This is a genomic window from Burkholderia metallica (assembly GCF_902832845.1).
Taxonomy (GTDB): domain Bacteria; phylum Pseudomonadota; class Gammaproteobacteria; order Burkholderiales; family Burkholderiaceae; genus Burkholderia; species Burkholderia metallica.
Window position 1 is genome coordinate 226624 of the sequence record NZ_CADFDB010000004.1, and the last position, 17877, is coordinate 244500.

Consider the following 17877-nt stretch of genomic DNA (forward strand, 5'->3'; position numbering starts at 1 on the left):
CGTGCCCATCCTATCCCAGAAAGGGTCGGCGGGGCAGCGGCGGAAAAAAACGGGCGCGCGAGGGGCGGGAAGGGGTGACGCGGGAAAACGCCCGGCCGACGCGGGCGGCGGCGGCATTCTGCCGCACGCGGGTTGCGCAGCCAGGCCGCGTTCAGAACCGCATGCCGGCCGAGCAGCCGCCGGCGGCCGCGCCGTTGGTCGCGGCGCCGCCGCAGCCGAGGATCCCGCAGCCGGACAGTGCGACGCTCGCGGCGACGAGCAGCGCGGCAACCCTGCAACGCGACCAGCGTGACGGTTTCATCGGCGATGCTCCTCGTTCGAATGCGCGCATGGCGCGACAGTGCATGGCGGCAAGCCGGGCGCCGTGACGCGTCACCGGCATCGCGCGAGCAGCCCTTCGAGTGCGCGATCGGGGATGCCGCTCGCACGCAGCGCGTCGACCGTGCGGCTCACGTAGTCGAGCGTCGTCCCGTAGCGGCCGGCCGCGCAGTCGAACACGGCCTTCACGACAGCATCGGACAGCTTGCCCGTATAGGTCGGCGCGTCGCGGCGCATCACGAACGCGAGCGCGTTCACCCGCTCGCCGTTTTCCAGCGAGCACGGCAGCCACGCGGGCCGGTACGAACCCATCGGCATCTCGCGTTTCCACAACGTTTCGAGGTGCGGCTGCGCGGTCGGGCCGGCTAGCCGGAACGCGATGCCCGAGCACGAGCCGCCGCGATCGAGCGCGAGCACGAGGCCCGGCTGTTCGGGCGTGCCGCGGTTCACGCGCGACCACAGGTAGAGCCCGCGATGATAGCCGTGCACCTTGCCGCGCACGGCGGCGACGGTCGGCAACCCCGGGTTCCAGATCAGCGAGCCATAGCCGAACAGCCAGAGATCCTGCCGGCCGTCCCAGTCGCGCATCGTGTGCGCGAGCGACGCCGCGAGCTCGTCTTCGGTCAGCAGGCGCCCGGCGCCGATCGACGGCGGGTAGGCGGGCGGGAGCGTCGCGGCGTTGCGCATCGTGCGGACGGCTTACTGGTACGGGTTCGGGAAGCCCAGCTTCGCGAGGATGTCGACTTCGAGCGCTTCCATTTCGGCCGCGTCCTCGTCGCTCGTCTCGTGGTCGTAGCCCTGCGCGTGCAGCACGCCGTGCACCAGCAGGTGCGCGTAGTGGGCCGCGAGCGGCTTGCCCTGGTCGTGCGCTTCCTTCTCGACGACCGGGCAGCACAGCACGAGGTCGCCGATCACGGTGCCGTCGGGCGCCGCGTCGTACGCGAAGGTCAGCACGTTGGTCGGGTAGTCCTTGTGGCGGTAGCCGCCGTTCAGCGCGCGGCCTTCGTCCTCGCCGACGAAACGCACGGTGAGCTGCGCGCTCGCGAACAGCGCCGGCTCGATCCATTCGGCGATCAGCTTGCGCTTGGGCAGCGTCTTGCGCACGTCGCTCGTGATTTCGTCGCCGTACTGCACGGACAGGTCGAGCACCGGTTCGCGCCGCGCGTCTTCGGTGTCGTCCTCGTCCTCGCGCGGGGCCGGCTCGGCGCCCACGTGCAGCGTCACGCTGTCGTAGTGCTCGGGCTGCAGCGCGAGCTTCGCGCGCATCGCCGGATCGTTGTGCTGCGCGACGATCGCAACGGCGGCTTCCCCCGAACTGCCCGACAGGTCGAACATCAGGCTGCGGCCGTCCGGGAAGTCGATTCGCAGCCCTTGCGCGTCGACGGTCCGGGCCTTGCCCTTCGCATCGAACAGCGACAGGCGGGGGGAGGCGGGCGCGGCGGACTGGGCGCGCCCGGACTTGCGAGAACGGGAGGATTTCATGACGCGTGCGGCGATTGGAACGCGTTGAGGATACACCAAACGGCCGATCGCACCCGAATTCACACGGGCGAAAAAAAGCCCGGCGCGCCGTCTGGCGGGCCGGGCCGGGCTGTCTGGCCGGGGCGGCGTGCGGCCGCCTGCCGGTCAGCCGTCCTGGTGCTGCGCGTGGAATTCGTCGTACGCCTCGACGATGCGCGCGACGAGCGGATGGCGCACGACGTCCGCGCTCGTGAAGCGCGTGAGCGCGATGCCGCGCACGCCGCCGAGCACCTGCTGCGCTTCGACGAGGCCGCTCTTGTGGCCGCGCGGCAGGTCGACCTGGCTCGTGTCGCCGGTCACGACCGCCTTCGAGCCGAAGCCGATCCGCGTGAGGAACATCTTCATCTGCTCGGGCGTCGTGTTCTGCGCTTCGTCGAGGATGATGAACGCGTGGTTCAGCGTGCGGCCGCGCATGTACGCGAGCGGCGCGATCTCGATCATCTGTCGCTCGAACATCTTCGCCGTCTTGTCGAAGCCGAGCAGGTCGTACAGCGCGTCGTACAGCGGACGCAGGTACGGGTCGACCTTCTGCGCGAGATCGCCCGGCAGGAAGCCGAGCCGCTCGCCGGCCTCGACGGCCGGGCGCGTCAGCACGATCCGCTTGACCTGGTCGCGCTCGAGCGCGTCGACCGCGCACGCGACTGCGAGGTAGGTCTTGCCGGTGCCGGCCGGCCCGATGCCGAACGTCACGTCGTGCGACAGGATCTGCTTCAGGTATTCGCGCTGCGCGGGCGTGCGGCCGCGCAGGTCGGCGCGCCGCGTGTACAGCTTCGGCGCGGGCTCCTCGTCCGGCTCGCCGGCGTCGAGCTGCACTACGGGCTCGTCGAACGGGTGGTCGGGATCGCCGCGAAAGCGCACGTCGAGCGTGTCCTGGCGGCCGTTGCCGGACGTGTGGCGCACTTCGACCAGCGCGAGCTGGATGTCGTCGACCGACAGCGCATCGCGCGCGCGGTTGTAGAAGTTCTCGAGCGCGGCGAGCGCGAGCTTGGCGCCGCGCCCGCGGATCGCGATCCGGTGGCCGCGGCGCGACAGCGTGACGTCGAGCGCCTGTTCGATCTGCCGCAGGTTCTCGTCGAGCGGGCCGCAGAGGTTGGCGAGGCGCGCGTTGTCGTCGCGCGGCGCGACGAATTCCAGTGCTTGGGTCGGCTTCAAAGTGGCGTCGGGCTCCTGTTGAGCATCGGTCAGTGGGTGGCCGCGCTCGCGTCGTCGCTCACGAGCACGAGCTCGCCGCGCAGCGAATGCGGGTACGCATGGTTGATCTTCACGTCGATCATCTGGCCGATCAGGCGCGGGTGCGATGCGAGCGGCGCCGGGAAATTCACGACCCGGTTGTTCTCGGTGCGGCCGGCGAGTTCGTTCGGGTCCTTGCGCGACGGGCCTTCGACGAGAATCCGCTCGACCTTGCCGACCATCGACTGGCTGATGCGTGCGACGTTTTCCTCGATGGTCGCCTGCAGATGTTGCAGGCGTTTGAGCTTCACCTCGCGCGGCGTGTCGTCGTGCAGGTTCGCGGCCGGCGTGCCGGGACGCGGGCTGTAGATGAACGAGAAGCTCGTGTCGTAGCCCATCTCGTGCACCAGTGCCATCATCTTGTCGAAGTCGTCCTCGGTCTCGCCGGGGAAGCCGACGATCATGTCGGTCGACAGCGACAGGTCCGGGCGGATCGCGCGCAGCTTGCGGATCACCGATTTGTATTCGAGTACCGTGTAGCCGCGCTTCATCGCCATCAGGATGCGGTCGGAGCCGTGCTGGACCGGCAGGTGCAGGTGGCTCACGAGCTTCGGCACCTTCGCGTAGGTGTCGATCAGGCGCTGCGTGAATTCCTTCGGATGCGACGTCGTGTAGCGGATCCGCTCGATGCCGGGGATGTCGGCCACGTATTCGATCAGCGTCGCGAAATCGGCGATGTCCGGCGAGCCGGCCGTCAGCGCGCCGCGGTACGCGTTCACGTTCTGGCCGAGCAGCGTCACTTCGCGCACGCCCTGGTCGGCGAGGCCGGCCACTTCGGTCAGCACGTCGTCGAGCGGGCGCGACACTTCATCGCCGCGCGTGTACGGCACCACGCAGTAGCTGCAGTACTTCGAGCAGCCTTCCATGATCGACACGAACGCGCTCGGCCCCTCGACGCGCGCGGGCGGCAGGTGGTCGAACTTCTCGATTTCGGGGAACGTGATGTCGACCTGCGCGCGGCCGCTCGCGCGGCGCGCGTCGATCATCTGCGGCAGGCGGTGCAGGGTCTGCGGGCCGAACACGAGGTCGACGTACGGCGCGCGCGACACGATCGATGCGCCTTCCTGGCTCGCGACGCAGCCGCCGACGCCGATCAGCAGGCCGGGCTTCGCTTCCTTCAGCTCGCGCACGCGGCCGAGATCGGAGAACACCTTCTCCTGCGCCTTTTCACGCACCGAACACGTGTTGAACAGGATGATGTCCGCGTCTTCCGGCGTGTCGGTCTTTTCGAGGCCTTCGGCCGCATTCAGCACGTCCACCATCTTGTCCGAGTCGTACTCGTTCATCTGGCAGCCGAAGGTCTTTACGTAAACTTTCTTGGTCATGGGGGTTCGCCGTTCGCAGTGGTTGACCTGGGGGCGTCTCGTCAAGAGTGAATCGGGACGGCCGTGCGCGGCGCGCAAGTTGCGCGCGCGAAGCATGAAAAGCCGTCGGGAAAGCCTTCCATTATAGCTTTTCGCGCTGCACCGGGCGGCCGGCGGGTTGCGGCCGCGCGACGTCGGCTGTGAGGTTCGGACCCCCGAATGCCGGCGCGTCGGCCGTCAGCGGCATGCGTTGAGCAGGTCGTCGTGGGCGGCTTCCTCGCGCGCGAAGCGCTCGACGAGGAAGTCGAGCAGCACGCGCACGCGCGGCGCCATGTAGCGCTTGCCGGGATAGATCGCGTGCAGCGCCGGACCCTGGTGCCGCCAGTCGGGCAGCAGGACCTGGAGCCGCCCGGTGCGAATGTCGTCGGCGACGTCCCAGATCGAATTCAGCACGATGCCGCGCCCGCGCAGCGCCCATTCGCGGGCGAGCCCGCCGTCGTTGGTCTCGAACGCGGTGGCGAGCGGCACCGTGAACGTCTGCGTGTCGTCGCCGCGCGTAAAGCGCCACGTGTTCATCGGCCCGGATGCCACCGTGATCACGTTGCACGGAAAGCGGGCCAGATCGTGCGGATCGCGCGGCAGGCCGTGGCGTTCGACAAACGACGGCGACGCGCACGGCACGCGCCGGTCCGCGGCGAGCCGGCGGGCGATCAGCGCGCCGTCGGGCGGGGCGGCGAAGCGGATCGCGAGGTCGATCTCGTCTTGCCACAGGTTGACCGTCGAATCGGACGCCGTCAGCGAGAACGTCACGTCCGGGTAGCGCGCGGTGAATTCGTCGAGCCAGTCGAGCAGCCGGCGGCGGCCGAAATCGGACGTCGCCGACAGCCGCACGCGGCCGCCGACGACGTTGCGTCCGGCCTGCAGCAGCGCGTTTGCGTCGTCGAGCGCCTGCAACGCCTGCCGACAGCCGTTCAGGTACAGGCGGCCCTCGTCGGTGAGCCGCAACTGCCGGGTCGACCGGTCGAACAGCCGCGTGGCGACCGCCGCCTCGAGCTTCGCGAGGCGCGCGCTCGCGGCGGCCGGCGTGAGGTTCAGCTTGCGCCCGGCGGCGGACAGGCTGCCCAGTTCCGCCGCCTCGACGAACAGCCGGATGTCGCCCAGTCGATCCATGCGATTTTCCAGAATTATTTGAAAATGGTTCAAATGCCACGCCAATTATCAAATATAGGCGTCTTCGGGACAATGCGCGCACATCCCGCTTTCTTGTGCGGTGCGGCACCGACCGGGCGCCGCGTCCGCCGCCTTCCGGAGAACGTCATGCCCCTTCCGTTACTGGCGCTCGCGATCAGCGCCTTCGCCATCGGCACCACCGAATTCATCATCATGGGCCTGTTGCCCGAAGTCGCGCACGATCTCGCCGTGTCGCTGCCGTCGGCAGGTCTCCTTGTCACCGGCTACGCGCTCGGCGTCGCGGTCGGCGCGCCGCTGCTCGCGGTGCTGACGAGCCGCATGCCGCGCAAGGCCGCGCTGCTGTTGCTGATGGCGATCTTCATCGTCGGCAACGTGCTGTGCGCGAGTGCGTCCGGCTACACGATGCTGATGGTCGCGCGTGTCGTCACGTCGTTCGCGCACGGGTCGTTCTTCGGGATCGGCGCGGTGGTCGCCGCGTCGCTCGTGCCGGCCGACAAGCGCGCCAGCGCGATCGCGCTGATGTTCACGGGGCTCACGCTGTCGAACGTGCTCGGCGTGCCGTTCGGCACGTTCGTCGGGCAGATGCTCGGCTGGCGCGCGTCGTTCTGGATCGTCGCCGCGCTCGGCGCGCTGGCGCTCGGCGGCGTCGCCGCGCTGGTGCCGAACCGCCACGACAGCGGGCCGGTGGGCCTTGGCCACGAAGTGCGCGTGCTGAAGGAGCCGCAGGTGTGGCTCGCGCTGCTGATGACCGTGCTCGGCTTCGGCGGCGTGTTCGTCGTGTTCACGTACATCGCGCCGATTCTCGAGACGGTGTCGGGCTTCTCGCCGCGTTCGGTCGCGCTGATCCTCGTGCTGTTCGGCGCGGGCCTCACGATCGGCAACACGCTCGGCGGCAAGTTCGCCGACCGCGCGCTGATGCCGTCGCTGATCGCGATCCTCGTCGCGCTGATGGCCGTGATGGCCGTGTTCGCGAAGACGAGCCACCTGCCGGTCGCGGCGGCCGTCACCGTGTTCGTATGGGGCATCGCCGCGTTCGCGACGGTGCCGCCGCTGCAGGCGCGCGTGGTCGAGAAGGCCGAGAGCGCGCCGCATCTCGCGTCGACGCTGAACATCGGCGCGTTCAACGTCGGCAACGCGGGCGGCGCGTGGCTCGGCGGGCTCGCGCTGGAACACGGCCTCGCGCTCGATGCGCTGCCGTGGGTGGCCGTCGCGGTCACGTTCGCGGCGCTCGTCGTCACGGGGTTCGCGATGCGGCTCGACGCGCGCGGGCCGGCCCGCGGGGCAGCGCCGGCGGCGCAATGAGCGGCGACGCAGTCAGCGAAACCGGCAGCGAAACAAAGAGCGAAGCAAGCGACGCCCGCACGACGCGATAGCGGCAGGAAAGCGTTCGCGAGGAACGCATTCCTCCGCGATGCTGATAACGGTGTGAAGATAACTTCGTTTGCCCGCGCAATGCCGGGTGATAGCGTCTCGATACGCGCCGTGGCTGGCGCAACCCGATTCCGATCCCGGCTTACCCCATATGCAGGGCTGCGCAGCGGCCCGGAGGCAATGCTATGTCTTCATCCCTGGCGCTCGTGCGCGACGTGTCTTCCTTCGAGTCCGGCGACGCCGCCGATGCGCGGGCGTCCGCGTCGCTCGACGTTCTCGAGCAGGTCGTCGGCGTGAACCTCGCGCGCTTGCGCGCCGAGCGGCAACTGTCGCTCGATGCGCTCGCGCGGCTGTCCGGCGTGTCGCGCGCGATGCTCGCGCAGATCGAGTCGGCGCGCAGCGTGCCGTCGATCAAGGTGCTCTGCAAGATCGCGGCGGCACTGAAGGTGTCGGTCGCGGCGTTCCTGCGCCGCCATGCGGTGAACGGCTTCGAGCACCTGGCGGCCGAGCGCGCGTCGCGCGTCGTCAGCTCGAACGGCCGCTTCTCGGCACGCGCGCTGTACCCGGAAGGCGAGCCGGCCGCGGCCGAGTTCCACGAACTGCGGATCGCGCCGCTGCATACCGAGCCCGGCGTACGCCGCGCGCCCGGCACGACGGTCAATCTCGTGGTGAGCGAGGGCACGCTGGAAGTCAGCGTGCACGACCGCCGCCAGTTGCTCGCGACCGGCGACGCGATCGTGTTCGATGCCGACCAGCCGTACAGCCTGCGCAACCCGGGCGACAGCGAGGCGCGCGCGTTCCGCGTGACGGTGAGCCCCGAGGTGCCGCCGCGCTGGCTCGTGCCCGATGCCGCGCACGCGGCTCATGCGGCACACGCGGCCGGCTGAGCGCGCAGGCCGCACGTACGCGCTTCGCGCACCCGCCGTCCGGACGGGATCGCGCGGCGTGCGTCGGCCGTTCGGACGATGCCGTTAGACAGGGTCGTCAGTAAGGTTTTAGAGGATGTTCGCTGCGCCGCGCGCGCAGCTGTTGTATGCTTGGCCCGCCGCTGACGGGGGTGTCCCGTCCGGCAATCAGTGCGTCTTCAGGGCGGGGCGAAATTCCCCACCGGCGGTAGGCTGGCGTTGAGCCGGCGAGCCCGCGAGCGCCCGCGCATCCGCGCGGGGTCAGCAGATCTGGTCGAATGCCAGAGCCGACGGTCACAGTCCGGATGAGAGAAGATGTGCAGATAGTCATGTCCGCCAGGGCCGCTTCGCGATGCGTGCGAAGCGGGTTGTCGTTCTGTCTGTTTGCAATGCCCTGAAACGTTTTTCGCCCAAATCGTATTTGCGAGGAGCGTTTCACATGTCCTTGATGTCCGTTTCGTCGGCGCCCGCCGACGCCTTTGCCGATCTCCCGTTGCTGGATTCCGAACCGGTGCCGCCGCGCATCGCCGCCGCGCTCGACGCGATGCGCGCAGGCCGCGCGGTCGTGCTGCAGGACGACCACGACCGCGAGAACGAAGCCGACCTGATCGTGGCCGCCGAGCGCATCACGCCCGAGACGATGGCGCTGCTGATCCGCGAATGCAGCGGCATCGTGTGCCTGTGCCTGACCGACGATACCGTGCGCGCGCTCGAGCTGCCGCCGATGGTGCAGACCAACGAGAGCCGCAACGGCACCGCGTTCACCGTGTCGATCGAGGCGCGCGAAGGCGTGCATACCGGCGTGTCGGCGGCCGATCGCGTGACGACGATCCGCGCGGCGATCGCCGACGGCGCGAAGCCGCACGACATCGTGCGCCCCGGCCACGTCTTTCCGCTGCGCGCGCAACCGGGCGGCGTGCTGGCGCGCCGCGGTCATACCGAAGGCACGGTCGACCTGTCGATCCTCGCGGGCCTGAAGCCGGCCGGCGTGCTGTGCGAACTGATGAATCCGGACGGGACGATGACGCGCGGCGACGATGTCGAGCGTTTTGCGCAGCGACACGGGCTGCCGATGCTGACGATCGCGGAACTCGTCGAGTTTCGCGAGGCGCTGGCCGCCGCGCGCGAGCGCTGCTGCGAACCGGCCTGAGAAAACGGAGGGCGGGCCGGAACGCGGGCCCGCGCAAGGCGGGCGCGTTCGCGCGCCCGTGGCGCGGCGTGCGTGAACCGGCGCACGCCGGATCGGCCCGATCGGCCTGACCGGGCCGGCGTGCCCGTCAGGACTGTACGTCGCCGAACTCGCCGCGCATGCCGGCTTCGACGAGTGCCGGCAGTTCGTCCATCCCGCGCATGATCCGCGTGATGCCCATCGCGCGCAGCGCGTCCGCGTAGTTGTCGGGGATGTGGCTCGCACCGACGAACGCGATCGTCTTCATGCCCGCCGCGCGCGCCGCATTCAGGCCGGACACGCTGTCCTCGACGACGATGCAGCGCTCCGGCGCGACGCCGAGCGTGCGCGCCGCATGCAGGTAGACGTCGGGGTAGGGCTTCGGCCGCGCCACCTGCTCGGAGCTGAACACGCGATCGCCGAAGATTTCGGTGAGCGACGCGCGCTTCAGCGAACTGCGCACGCGCGCGAGCCGGCTGTTCGACACGACGGCCGCCGGCAGCGTGACCTTCAGCAGTGCGTCGCGCACGCCGGTGATCGGCGCGAGCGATTGCGCGAGCGCGCTCTCGATGTTGTGCTCGATGGTCTCGATGAAGTTGGCCGGCATCTCGATCCCGAAGCGGGACTCGATGCCCGCCAGGAAGCGCGACGTCTGCTGGCCGAACGCCGACTTCGCGGCGGCTTCGAAATCGAGATTCGGGAACGTGGCGGACAGCGTGTCGAGCAGCACGCGGTCGGCGATGACTTCGCTGTCGACGAGCACGCCGTCGCAGTCGCAGATGAGGTGATCGAGCATGGTGGTGAAAAAGCGGAATGTCGGCGATGCAGATCAATTCGCCATCATACGTGCTTTCACGTGGATGCCGTGCGACGCTTCGGCAAATTTTCCCGATGCGGCGGCGTGCTTGCTGCGTGTCGCCCGGGCGTGCCGCCGATCGGCCGGCGGCGGCCCGCTTGCGGGGTTCGCCGCCGCTTGCCGCCGCTCCCGCTACAGCTCGATCACGCGCCCCGTTTGCCACGACGTCGTCGCGGCCTCGGCCAGTTCGAGCGCGGCGAGCCCGTCGTCGATCGTCGTGCGCACTCGCGTGCCGTCGCGCAGCGCGTCGACGAAGTGCGCGATCTCGGCCGCATACGCATGCCGGTAGCGCTCGAGGAAGAACGGCTCCGGCACGTCCGTCGCGATGCCGCCCGCGAGCCATGCGCTCACCTCGGTCGGCCGCACGTTGCCGGCCTGCAGCATGCCGTTGCTGCCGAGCAGCTCGAAGCGCTGGTCGTAGCCGTAGGCGGCGCGTCGCGACGTGTTGATCTGGCACAGCAAGCCGCGCCGCGTGCGGATGGTCACTGCGGTCGAGTCGATGTCGCCCGCGGCCAGCACGGCCGGATCGGTCAGGCAGCTGCCGGTCGCGTGCAGCGTCTGCGCTTCGTCGCCGAGGATCCAGCGGAACACGTCGAAGTCGTGGATCAGCATGTCCTTGAAGATGCCGCCCGAGCTGCGGAGGTAGTCGACGGGCGGCGCGCCCGGGTCGCGGCTCGTGACGACCAGCATTTCCGGCGCGCCGATCTCGCCGCGCTCGACACGCGCCTTCAGCGCCGCGAACGTCGGGTCGAAGCGGCGCTGGAAGCCGATCATGCACGTCACGCCGCTGCGCCGGACGACCTCCGCGCACGCACGCGCGCGCTCGACGCTCAGGTCGACGGGCTTCTCGCAGAACACGGCCTTGCCCGCATTCGCCGCCGCGACGATCAGGTCCGCATGCGTGTCGGTGCTCGAGGCGATCACCACAGCCTGCACCGACGGGTCGCCGAGCGCGCGCTCGACATCGGCCACCTGCGCGCCGTGCGCGTGCGCCAGCGCGTCGGCCGACGGCGCATGCCGGTCGACCACATACTTCAGCTTCGCGCCCGGATGGCGCGCGAGATTCGCCGCGTGGATCTTGCCGATCCGGCCCGCGCCGAACAACGCGAATTCGATCATTCCGTTCTCCTGTTGATTGTGTGATGTTGCGCCGGCACGCGGCGCGGGTGGCCGCGCACTGTGGCGGCGATCATCGATCTGCCAGTTCGTCGCGTACGTAGTCGATGCTCGCGCGCAGCCGGTCTTCGATGTCGTCGGCTTCGGCGATTTCGTTCGCGAACGGCTCGAACGAGAGCGCGCCCCGGTAGCCGCGCGCGAGCAGTTCGCGCAGTTGCCGGATATTGCCGAGCCGGTCGGCGCCGCCGACCAGCACGCGATGGCCGTCGCGCATCCGGTCGACCGGCAGGTCGCCTTCTTCGACGCCCGAGATGTGCACGAGGCCCGTCAGGTTCGGGAAGAAGATGTCCTCGCCCGACAGGTGATGGTGGAACGTGTCGTGCACGAGCCGGAACACCTGTTCGCCCGCGGCGTCGTAGATGCCCTTCACCGCATCGGACTTGCGGCGCAGCGCGCATTCCTCGAAGCCGAGCGGCTCGATGAAGCCGAGCAGGTTGCGTGCTTCGAGGATCGGCTTCAGCGCCTTCAATGCGCGTACGAGATCGGCATGACGGGCGTCGGCGCTGCGCGTGTCGCCGCGGCTGTTGGTCGGGCACAGCACGAGCGCACGTGCGCCGCATTGCGCCGCGTAGTCGGCCAGCGCGGTTGCCTCGTCCGCGCGCTCGGCACTCCATTGCTCGAAGCGCTGCAGCGCGTTGATCGTCAGGATCGTCACGCCGCCGGCTTCGGCCGTCGCGCGCACGGCGGCGGCCGGCGTGCCGTCGGTGATCTCGACGCCGTCGAGATCGTTGCGGATCTCGATCGTGTCGACACCGAGGCGCCGGCACAGCGCGACGTAACGGTCGAGCGGCAAGCGCGGTGCGCTCATCCGGTTCAGCGAAAAATGAAAGGCCTGCGTCATCGTTCTGTCCTCGGGTTTCGAGTGGGGCGGGGGGCGAATCAGGTGCCGGTGTGCGCGACGTCCGCCGCCGGCCCGTTCGCCGGCGCCGTGGCGAGCGCGTGCCACGTGTCGCGCAGCCAGCGGGCGCACGCGACGTTGTTGTCGAAGATCGAATAGCGTGCGCCGCCGCCGTAGTCGGGAAACGGAATGAACTCGCAACTGATCTGTTCGAGCCGTGCGGGCCGGGTATGGACCTGCGATTGCAGCAACCGGTGCAGCGCGGCTTTCCACGTGTCGAGTTCCGCCGCATCCCATGCGCGGTGATAGGTGCCCGGCGCGGGGGCGACGAACGGATACTGGATGCCGCGCCCGGGCCGGCCGTCGGCGCGTCGCATCCACGGGTTGGCCGGATTGTTCGGCGTCACGCTGCGCGCATGCGCATGCGCGACCCAGCCGCGCGCGATCCAGTCGGCGTAGACGGCGTCGGGAGACGCCGGGTCGAGCATCCGGCGGCCGCCGTCGGTCGCGTCGTGCAGGCCCGATGCGGCGAGTTCGGCGCGATTGCCGAGCTTGAACAGCAGATGCGAATGATCGAGCGTGATCCGGAACGGCACGCCGGCCTGTTCGACATGCCGCGCGACGCATGCGACGCGCGCGAAATCCTCGCTCCACATGTCGACGTGCACTTCCAGGCTCGGCAGGCAGCCGGCCGGCTCGCCGCGCTCGTAGGCACGCAGGTAGAAATCGGCGACCTCGCGGTCGGACAGCGGATGGCCGTCGGCATGATGCGCGTCGAGCTGGCAGTTGAGCACCGTGCTGCCGAAGCGCGCGCCCGCGGCGACGATCTCGGCGACGTGCGCTTCGTCGCGGCCCGCGCGCCAGATGCCGCCGATTACGCGAATCGGCAGCGCATGGCGCTCGACCAGCGCGAAATACGGCGACAGGTCCTCGCCGCGCACCGGGTTCTTTTCGACGTAGTCGAACACGCCGGCGCCGGCGACCATGCGGAAGCGTTCGGCAGGCGCGGGCAACGGCAGGCCGTCGTGTTCGAGCACGCCGTCGAGGTTCACGCCGATGAGGATCGGTTCAGCCATCGTCTCCTGTCCGCCGTTGTCATGGGAATGGCTGCCCAATGTACGGATGCGCGGCGCGCGCCGCATGACAAACGTTGACGAAAAATCGCCAATGCGGCGATCGATTTTTTCGCGATGCGCATGCGGCGCGGCGGACGGTGCTCCGGATGGCGCGCCGGGCGGCGGGACTCAGGCCGGCAGGTAGGCGCTCGTCCTCACGTTGGCCGGACAGAACACGCGGAATTCGACCGGGTCGGCCGGCGGCGGCTGCTCCACGATCCCGCACGCATGCAGCACGTGCTGCAGCGCGGAAATTGCCTGGCCGTCCGGGTCCTGGTCGATCGCGAGATCCATCGCGCCGGCTTCGATGAACGCGCGGTGCTCGTCGAGCATCTCGTGGCCGATCCACACGACGCGGCCGGTCGCGCCGGCCTTGCGCAGCGCTGCTTCGATGCCGGCCGAGCCGGCGCCGCTGTTGTAGATCGCGACCACGTCGTCGTGCGCCTGCAGCGCCTTCGTCACCGCGCGGTAGCAGCGGTCGTCCTGGTCGAGCGTCTCGACCGGCGCGTCGTCGCAGCGGACGGCGGCGAACGCGTCGGCGAGCTGGTCGCGGCAGCCGGCCATCCGGTCCGCGTGCGCACGGTAGCCCATGCGTCCGCCGAGCAGCAGCACGCGCCCCGGGCGTGCCGCGAGGCGGCCGATGTAGTAGCCGGCCGTGCGGCCGGCGCGATAGTTGTCGATGCCCGCGAAGTGCGCGCGGTCGATGCCGCCGATGTCGGTGACCATCGTGACGACGGTCTCGCCGCGCGCGATCGCGCCGGCCAGCGCGTCGCGCACGCGGGCCGTGTCGCGCGCGGTGACGATCAGCGCCGCGCGCCGGTACGCGGGCCGTTCGATCAGCGCGGCGGCCCGCTCGTCGTCCGCGGCGGGCAGGATCGTCCGATGCACGACCACGCGCCGGTCGAGCATCTGCAGCGAGCGCTGCAGCGCCTGCTGCAGCCGCCGGAAGAACGGTGCGTCGGTGTCCGGCAGCAGCACGTCGACGTGGATCAGCCCGTGCCGCGTGTCGGGCAACTGGCGCGGCACGCCGAGCTGCCGCGCGGCCGCGACCACGCGCTCGCGGGCCTGCGCCGATACGCTGCCGCGCTCGTTCAGCACGCGGTCGACGGTGGTCGTGCTGACCCCGGCGAGCGCCGCGATCTCGTCGAAGCGCGCGGTGCGCTTGCGCCAGCGCGGCCCGGATTCGCCTGCCATGGTCGTCTCCTGGAGGATGTCGCCCTCTGCACGGGGCGATGCGACGAACGCTAAAGCGATGGCGAAATTTCGTCAACGTTTCGATTGAGCGGGGGAGGCCGCGGGCCTAATTTCGAGTCCATGCCGGAGCGCGTGCCGCGCTTCTCACGCAGCCAGAACCAGGGAGACACGAGTGGCCTTTACCGACGACCAGGCGCACGACCGCACGGCGGCGCGCCGTCACGAATACCGGATGATCGGCGGCGCCGGCGAGCGTGCGCACGCGGCCGGGCTCGTCAACGCCGCGTGGTACCGGTGCGCGGTGCCGCGGCCGCTGATGAAGCAGTTGATGCAGCGCGGCGATGCGCGCGCGATCCGCGACACGCTGATCTGGTACGCGGCGATCGCGGCGAGCGGTGTGCTCGCATGGCTGGCGTGGCATGCGCATTCGGCGTGGGCGATTCCCGCGTTCTTCGTGTACGGCACCCTCTACTGCAGCCCGGCCGATTCGCGCTGGCACGAATGCGGGCACGGCACCGCGTTCCGCACGCGCTGGATGAACGACGTGCTGTATCAGGTCGCGTCGTTTCAGGTGTTCCGCCGCGCGACCGCATGGCGCTGGAGCCATGCGCGCCATCACACCGATACGCTGGTCGTCGGGCGCGATCCTGAAATTGCCGCGCCGAAGCCGACCGACTGGCTCTCGCTCGCGCTGAACGTCGTCGCGCTGAAGCATGTGGCCGGCGAGCTGCGCAAGATGCTTGCGATCGCGTTCACCGGCCGGCTCGACGACGAGGAGCGTACCTACGTGCCCGAATCGGAACGGCCGAAGGTCGTGCGCGAAGCGCGCATCCATCTCGCGGTGTATGCGGTCGTGGCCGGTGCGTCGCTCTACTGGCGCACGATCCTGCCACTGCTCTACATCGGGCTGCCGAGCCTCTACGGCGCGTGGCTGTACCTGTATTTCGGCCTGACCCAGCATGCGGGCATGCCCGAGAACGTGCTCGACCACCGGCGCAACTGCCGGACCGTGATGATGAATCCCGTGTTCCGCTTCCTGTACTGGAACATGAACTACCACGTCGAGCACCACATGTTCCCGATGGTGCCGTTCCACGCGCTGCCGAAGCTGCACGAGGCCGTGAAGGCCGACATGCCGCCGCCGTACCGCAGCACGCTGGCCGCGTATGCGGAGATCGTGCCGGCGCTGATCCGGCAGACGCGCGACCCGTCCGACTACGTCGTGCGGCCCGTGCCGGATGCCGTGCGCGCCTGACCGACACCGAACCTTCCCACCCAGGAGACACCCAACATGACGCAATGGATCGACACCGGCGCGCTCGACGACATCGACGACGAAGACGTCGCGCGCTTCGACCATGCCGGCCGCACGTACGCGATCTACCGCATCGACGGCGAAGTCTTCGCGAGCGACGGCCTGTGCACGCACGAGCACGTGCATCTCGCGGACGGGCTCGTGATCGACCACGTGATCGAATGTCCGAAGCACAACGGGCGCTTCGACGTGCGCGACGGCCGGCCGCTGTCCGCGCCCGCCTGCGAGAAGCTGCGCACGTACCGCGCGAAGATCGAGGGCGGCCGCATTCTGATCGAGGTGTGACGCGATGACGAACGACCGGGTGATGGCGATCGTCGGCGCGGGCCATGCGGGCGGCCGCGCGGCGCAGGTGCTGCGCGAATCCGGCTGGGGCGGGCGGATCGTGCTGATCGGCGCGGAGGCCCACCTGCCGTACGAGCGGCCGCCGTTGTCGAAAGGAGTGCTGACCGGCGAACGCAGCGCCGCGCAGTGCCGGTTGCGCGAGCCGCACGCGTGGACGGCCGATCGCATCGAGCCGGTCGTCGCGACGGTCGAGTGTATCGATCCGTTCGCACGCGAAGTGCGCGTGTCGGGTGGGCGCGTGTTCGGCTACGACGCGCTGCTGCTCGCCACCGGTGGCCGCGCGCGTCGCCTCGCGATTCCGGGCGCGACGCTCGACGGCGTCTTTGCGTTGCGCACGCTCGACGATGCGGCGGTGCTCGGCACGCGGCTCGTGCCCGATACGCGGGTCGTGCTGATCGGCGGCGGCTTCATCGGTCTCGAAGTCGCCGCATCGGCGCGCCAACGCGGCTGCCGCGTGACGGTGCTCGACGCGGCCCCGCGCCTGCTCGGGCGCGCGGTGCCGGAAGCGATCGCGGCGCGCGTGCACGCGCTGCACGAACGGCGGGGCGTGGCCGTTCGCGTGAACCGCAAGCCGGTGGCGATCGAGCGCACGGCGGGCGGCGCGCTGGCCGTCGTGCTCGACGACGGCGACACGCTGATCGCCGACACGGTCGTGGCCGGCATCGGCATCGACCCGGCCGACGAACTGGCGCGCGAGGCCGGCCTCGCGGTCGGGCGCGGCATCGTCGTGAATGCGCGGCTCGAGACGTCGGCGCGCGGCATCTATGCGGCCGGCGACGTCGCGGTGTTCCCGAGCGCGTTGTCGGGGCGACCGGTGCGGCAGGAGACGTGGCACGGCGCCGAGACCCAGGCGCGCGTCGCCGCGCGCAACATGCTCGGCGCCGACGAGCTGTATTGCGAGATGCCGTGGTTCTGGTCGGATCAATACGACGCGCAGTTGCAGGTGGCCGGAGAGCCGGCGCTCGGCGAGCGGTCGGTCGCGCGCGTGTTCGGCGACGATGCGGAAATCCATTTCCATTTCGACGCCGGTGCGCGGCTCGTCGCCGCGAGCGGCTTCGGCCGCACGTCGGCGTTCGTCAAGGACATGCGCGTGGCGAGAATGCTGGTCGAGCGCGGGATCGACGTGGACCCGGCGGCCGTGGCGGATACGGACGTGAAGCTGAAGTCGCTGGTCTCGGCCGCGAGCGACCGGTAGCGAAAACGAAGCGGCGGGGGAGCGAAGGAAGGAAAGCGAAACGCGCGGCGATGCGTGCCGCGCGTTTCGGTCAGGCCGCGATCAGATCGTCGCGTGCAGGTGCAGGTACAGGCCGGCTGCCGCGGCGCCGCCGAGCAGCGGGCCGACGACGGGCACCCATGCATAGCGCCAGTCGCTGTCGCGCTTGCCCGGGATCGGCAGCAGCGCGTGCATGATGCGCGGCGACAGGTCGCGCGCGGGGCTCATCGCATAGCCGGTCGGGCCGCCGAGCGAGATGCCGATGCCGAGCACGAGCAGGCCGACGGGCAGTGCGTCGAGCGCGCCGAGGCCGACTTGCGGCGACGCGAGGTACAGCACGCCGAGGATCAGCACGAACGTGCAGATCGCTTCGGTCAGCACGTTGTGCGTGACGCTGCGGATCGCGGGCGCGGTGCAGAACACCGCGAGCTTCAGGTCCGCGTCGGCTTCCTTCGCGAAGTGCTGGCGATACGCGAGCCACACGAGCAGTGCGCCCGCCATCCCGCCGAGCATTTGCGCGAGGACGTAGCCGCCGACTTTCGACCACGCGAACTTGCCCGCGAGCGCGAGACTGATGGTGACGATCGGGTTCAGGTGCGCGCCGCTGAACGACGCGGTCACGTAGACGGCGACGAAGACGGCCATCGCCCAGCCCATCACGATCACGATCAGGTCCGCGCCTTTGCCCTTGGTCTTTGCAAGCAGCACGTTTGCGACCGCGCCGTTGCCGAGCAGCACGAGGATCGCGGTGCCGATGAACTCTGCAATATAAGGTGACATGGTTGTCTCTCGTATGTCATCGCGGACTCGCGCGTTG

At 69.7% G+C, this 17877-nt stretch carries 18 protein-coding genes and 1 riboswitch; of the genes, 6 read left to right on the forward strand and 12 right to left on the reverse strand.

Translation table 11 applies throughout. The annotated features are described in order from the left end of the window. Window positions 1-151: 151 nt before the first annotated feature. From HWX08_RS13860 to HWX08_RS13885, 6 genes are all read right to left on the reverse strand, one after another. Complete coding sequence (locus tag HWX08_RS13860) at window positions 152-301, reverse strand: hypothetical protein (protein WP_167375372.1); 150 nt, start codon at window positions 299-301, stop codon at window positions 152-154. Between the two features lie 71 nt (window positions 302-372). Next, on the reverse strand, window positions 373-1005 hold the full coding sequence (locus HWX08_RS13865) for a gamma-glutamylcyclotransferase (RefSeq protein WP_069257538.1): 633 nt from the start codon (window positions 1003-1005) through the stop codon (window positions 373-375). Between the two features lie 12 nt (window positions 1006-1017). Continuing rightward, on the reverse strand, window positions 1018-1800 hold the full coding sequence (gene ybeY, locus HWX08_RS13870; protein ID WP_069257537.1) for an rRNA maturation RNase YbeY: 783 nt from the start codon (window positions 1798-1800) through the stop codon (window positions 1018-1020). Between the two features lie 144 nt (window positions 1801-1944). Further along, window positions 1945-2991 carry a PhoH family protein gene (locus HWX08_RS13875; RefSeq protein ID WP_069257536.1) on the reverse strand — a complete coding sequence of 349 codons (1047 nt, stop codon included), beginning with the start codon at window positions 2989-2991 and terminating at the stop codon, window positions 1945-1947. 29 nt (window positions 2992-3020) lie between these two features. Then, complete coding sequence (gene miaB, locus HWX08_RS13880) at window positions 3021-4394, reverse strand: tRNA (N6-isopentenyl adenosine(37)-C2)-methylthiotransferase MiaB (RefSeq protein WP_069257535.1); 1374 nt, start codon at window positions 4392-4394, stop codon at window positions 3021-3023. 216 nt (window positions 4395-4610) lie between these two features. After that, window positions 4611-5543 (reverse strand): LysR family transcriptional regulator, encoded by a 933-nt coding sequence (locus HWX08_RS13885; RefSeq protein ID WP_069257534.1) that lies wholly within the window; start codon window positions 5541-5543, stop codon window positions 4611-4613. A gap of 147 nt (window positions 5544-5690) precedes the next feature. Between HWX08_RS13885 and HWX08_RS13890 the strand changes: the two genes are divergently transcribed. From HWX08_RS13890 to ribB, 3 genes are all read left to right on the forward strand, one after another. After that, window positions 5691-6866 (forward strand): MFS transporter, encoded by a 1176-nt coding sequence (locus tag HWX08_RS13890; protein WP_174921053.1) that lies wholly within the window; start codon window positions 5691-5693, stop codon window positions 6864-6866. 254 nt (window positions 6867-7120) lie between these two features. Further along, window positions 7121-7822, forward strand: a complete 702-nt coding sequence (locus HWX08_RS13895; protein WP_069257533.1) for a helix-turn-helix domain-containing protein — start codon at window positions 7121-7123, stop codon at window positions 7820-7822. A gap of 189 nt (window positions 7823-8011) precedes the next feature. Continuing rightward, a riboswitch (FMN riboswitch) is annotated at window positions 8012-8161 on the forward strand. 118 nt (window positions 8162-8279) lie between these two features. Next, window positions 8280-8990: a 3,4-dihydroxy-2-butanone-4-phosphate synthase gene (gene ribB / locus HWX08_RS13900; RefSeq protein ID WP_006489272.1), complete on the forward strand. Its 711-nt coding sequence runs from the start codon at window positions 8280-8282 to the stop codon at window positions 8988-8990. Window positions 8991-9117: 127 nt separating this feature from the next. On the opposite strand, the gene HWX08_RS13905 is transcribed toward ribB, so the two are convergent. The 5 genes from HWX08_RS13905 to HWX08_RS13925 form a co-directional block, all read right to left on the reverse strand. After that, the gene (locus tag HWX08_RS13905; RefSeq protein WP_069257532.1) at window positions 9118-9804 is read right to left on the reverse strand and encodes an HAD family hydrolase; all 687 of its coding nucleotides are present in this window, start codon (window positions 9802-9804) and stop codon (window positions 9118-9120) included. A gap of 192 nt (window positions 9805-9996) precedes the next feature. Beyond that, window positions 9997-10983, reverse strand: coding sequence for an inositol 2-dehydrogenase (gene iolG / locus HWX08_RS13910; RefSeq protein ID WP_069257531.1), 987 nt, complete (start codon window positions 10981-10983; stop codon window positions 9997-9999). 70 nt (window positions 10984-11053) lie between these two features. Next, complete coding sequence (locus HWX08_RS13915; RefSeq protein WP_174921054.1) at window positions 11054-11881, reverse strand: TIM barrel protein; 828 nt, start codon at window positions 11879-11881, stop codon at window positions 11054-11056. 38 nt (window positions 11882-11919) lie between these two features. Beyond that, on the reverse strand, window positions 11920-12954 hold the full coding sequence (locus HWX08_RS13920) for a xylose isomerase (RefSeq protein WP_174921055.1): 1035 nt from the start codon (window positions 12952-12954) through the stop codon (window positions 11920-11922). A gap of 168 nt (window positions 12955-13122) precedes the next feature. Then, window positions 13123-14187, reverse strand: a complete 1065-nt coding sequence (locus HWX08_RS13925; RefSeq protein WP_069257528.1) for a LacI family DNA-binding transcriptional regulator — start codon at window positions 14185-14187, stop codon at window positions 13123-13125. A 172-nt stretch (window positions 14188-14359) separates the two neighbouring features. On the opposite strand from HWX08_RS13925, the gene HWX08_RS13930 reads away from it, so the two are divergent. The 3 genes from HWX08_RS13930 to HWX08_RS13940 are packed head-to-tail and all read left to right on the forward strand — an operon-like array spanning window position 14360 to window position 17042. Next, window positions 14360-15442, forward strand: coding sequence for a fatty acid desaturase family protein (locus tag HWX08_RS13930; protein ID WP_069257527.1), 1083 nt, complete (start codon window positions 14360-14362; stop codon window positions 15440-15442). Window positions 15443-15478: 36 nt separating this feature from the next. Beyond that, complete coding sequence (locus HWX08_RS13935; RefSeq protein WP_069257526.1) at window positions 15479-15787, forward strand: non-heme iron oxygenase ferredoxin subunit; 309 nt, start codon at window positions 15479-15481, stop codon at window positions 15785-15787. Between the two features lie 4 nt (window positions 15788-15791). After that, window positions 15792-17042, forward strand: a complete 1251-nt coding sequence (locus HWX08_RS13940) for an NAD(P)/FAD-dependent oxidoreductase (protein WP_174921056.1) — start codon at window positions 15792-15794, stop codon at window positions 17040-17042. Window positions 17043-17123: 81 nt separating this feature from the next. On the opposite strand, the gene HWX08_RS13945 is transcribed toward HWX08_RS13940, so the two are convergent. Beyond that, on the reverse strand, window positions 17124-17840 hold the full coding sequence (locus HWX08_RS13945; RefSeq protein WP_027785355.1) for an MIP/aquaporin family protein: 717 nt from the start codon (window positions 17838-17840) through the stop codon (window positions 17124-17126). Window positions 17841-17877 lie beyond the last annotated feature (37 nt).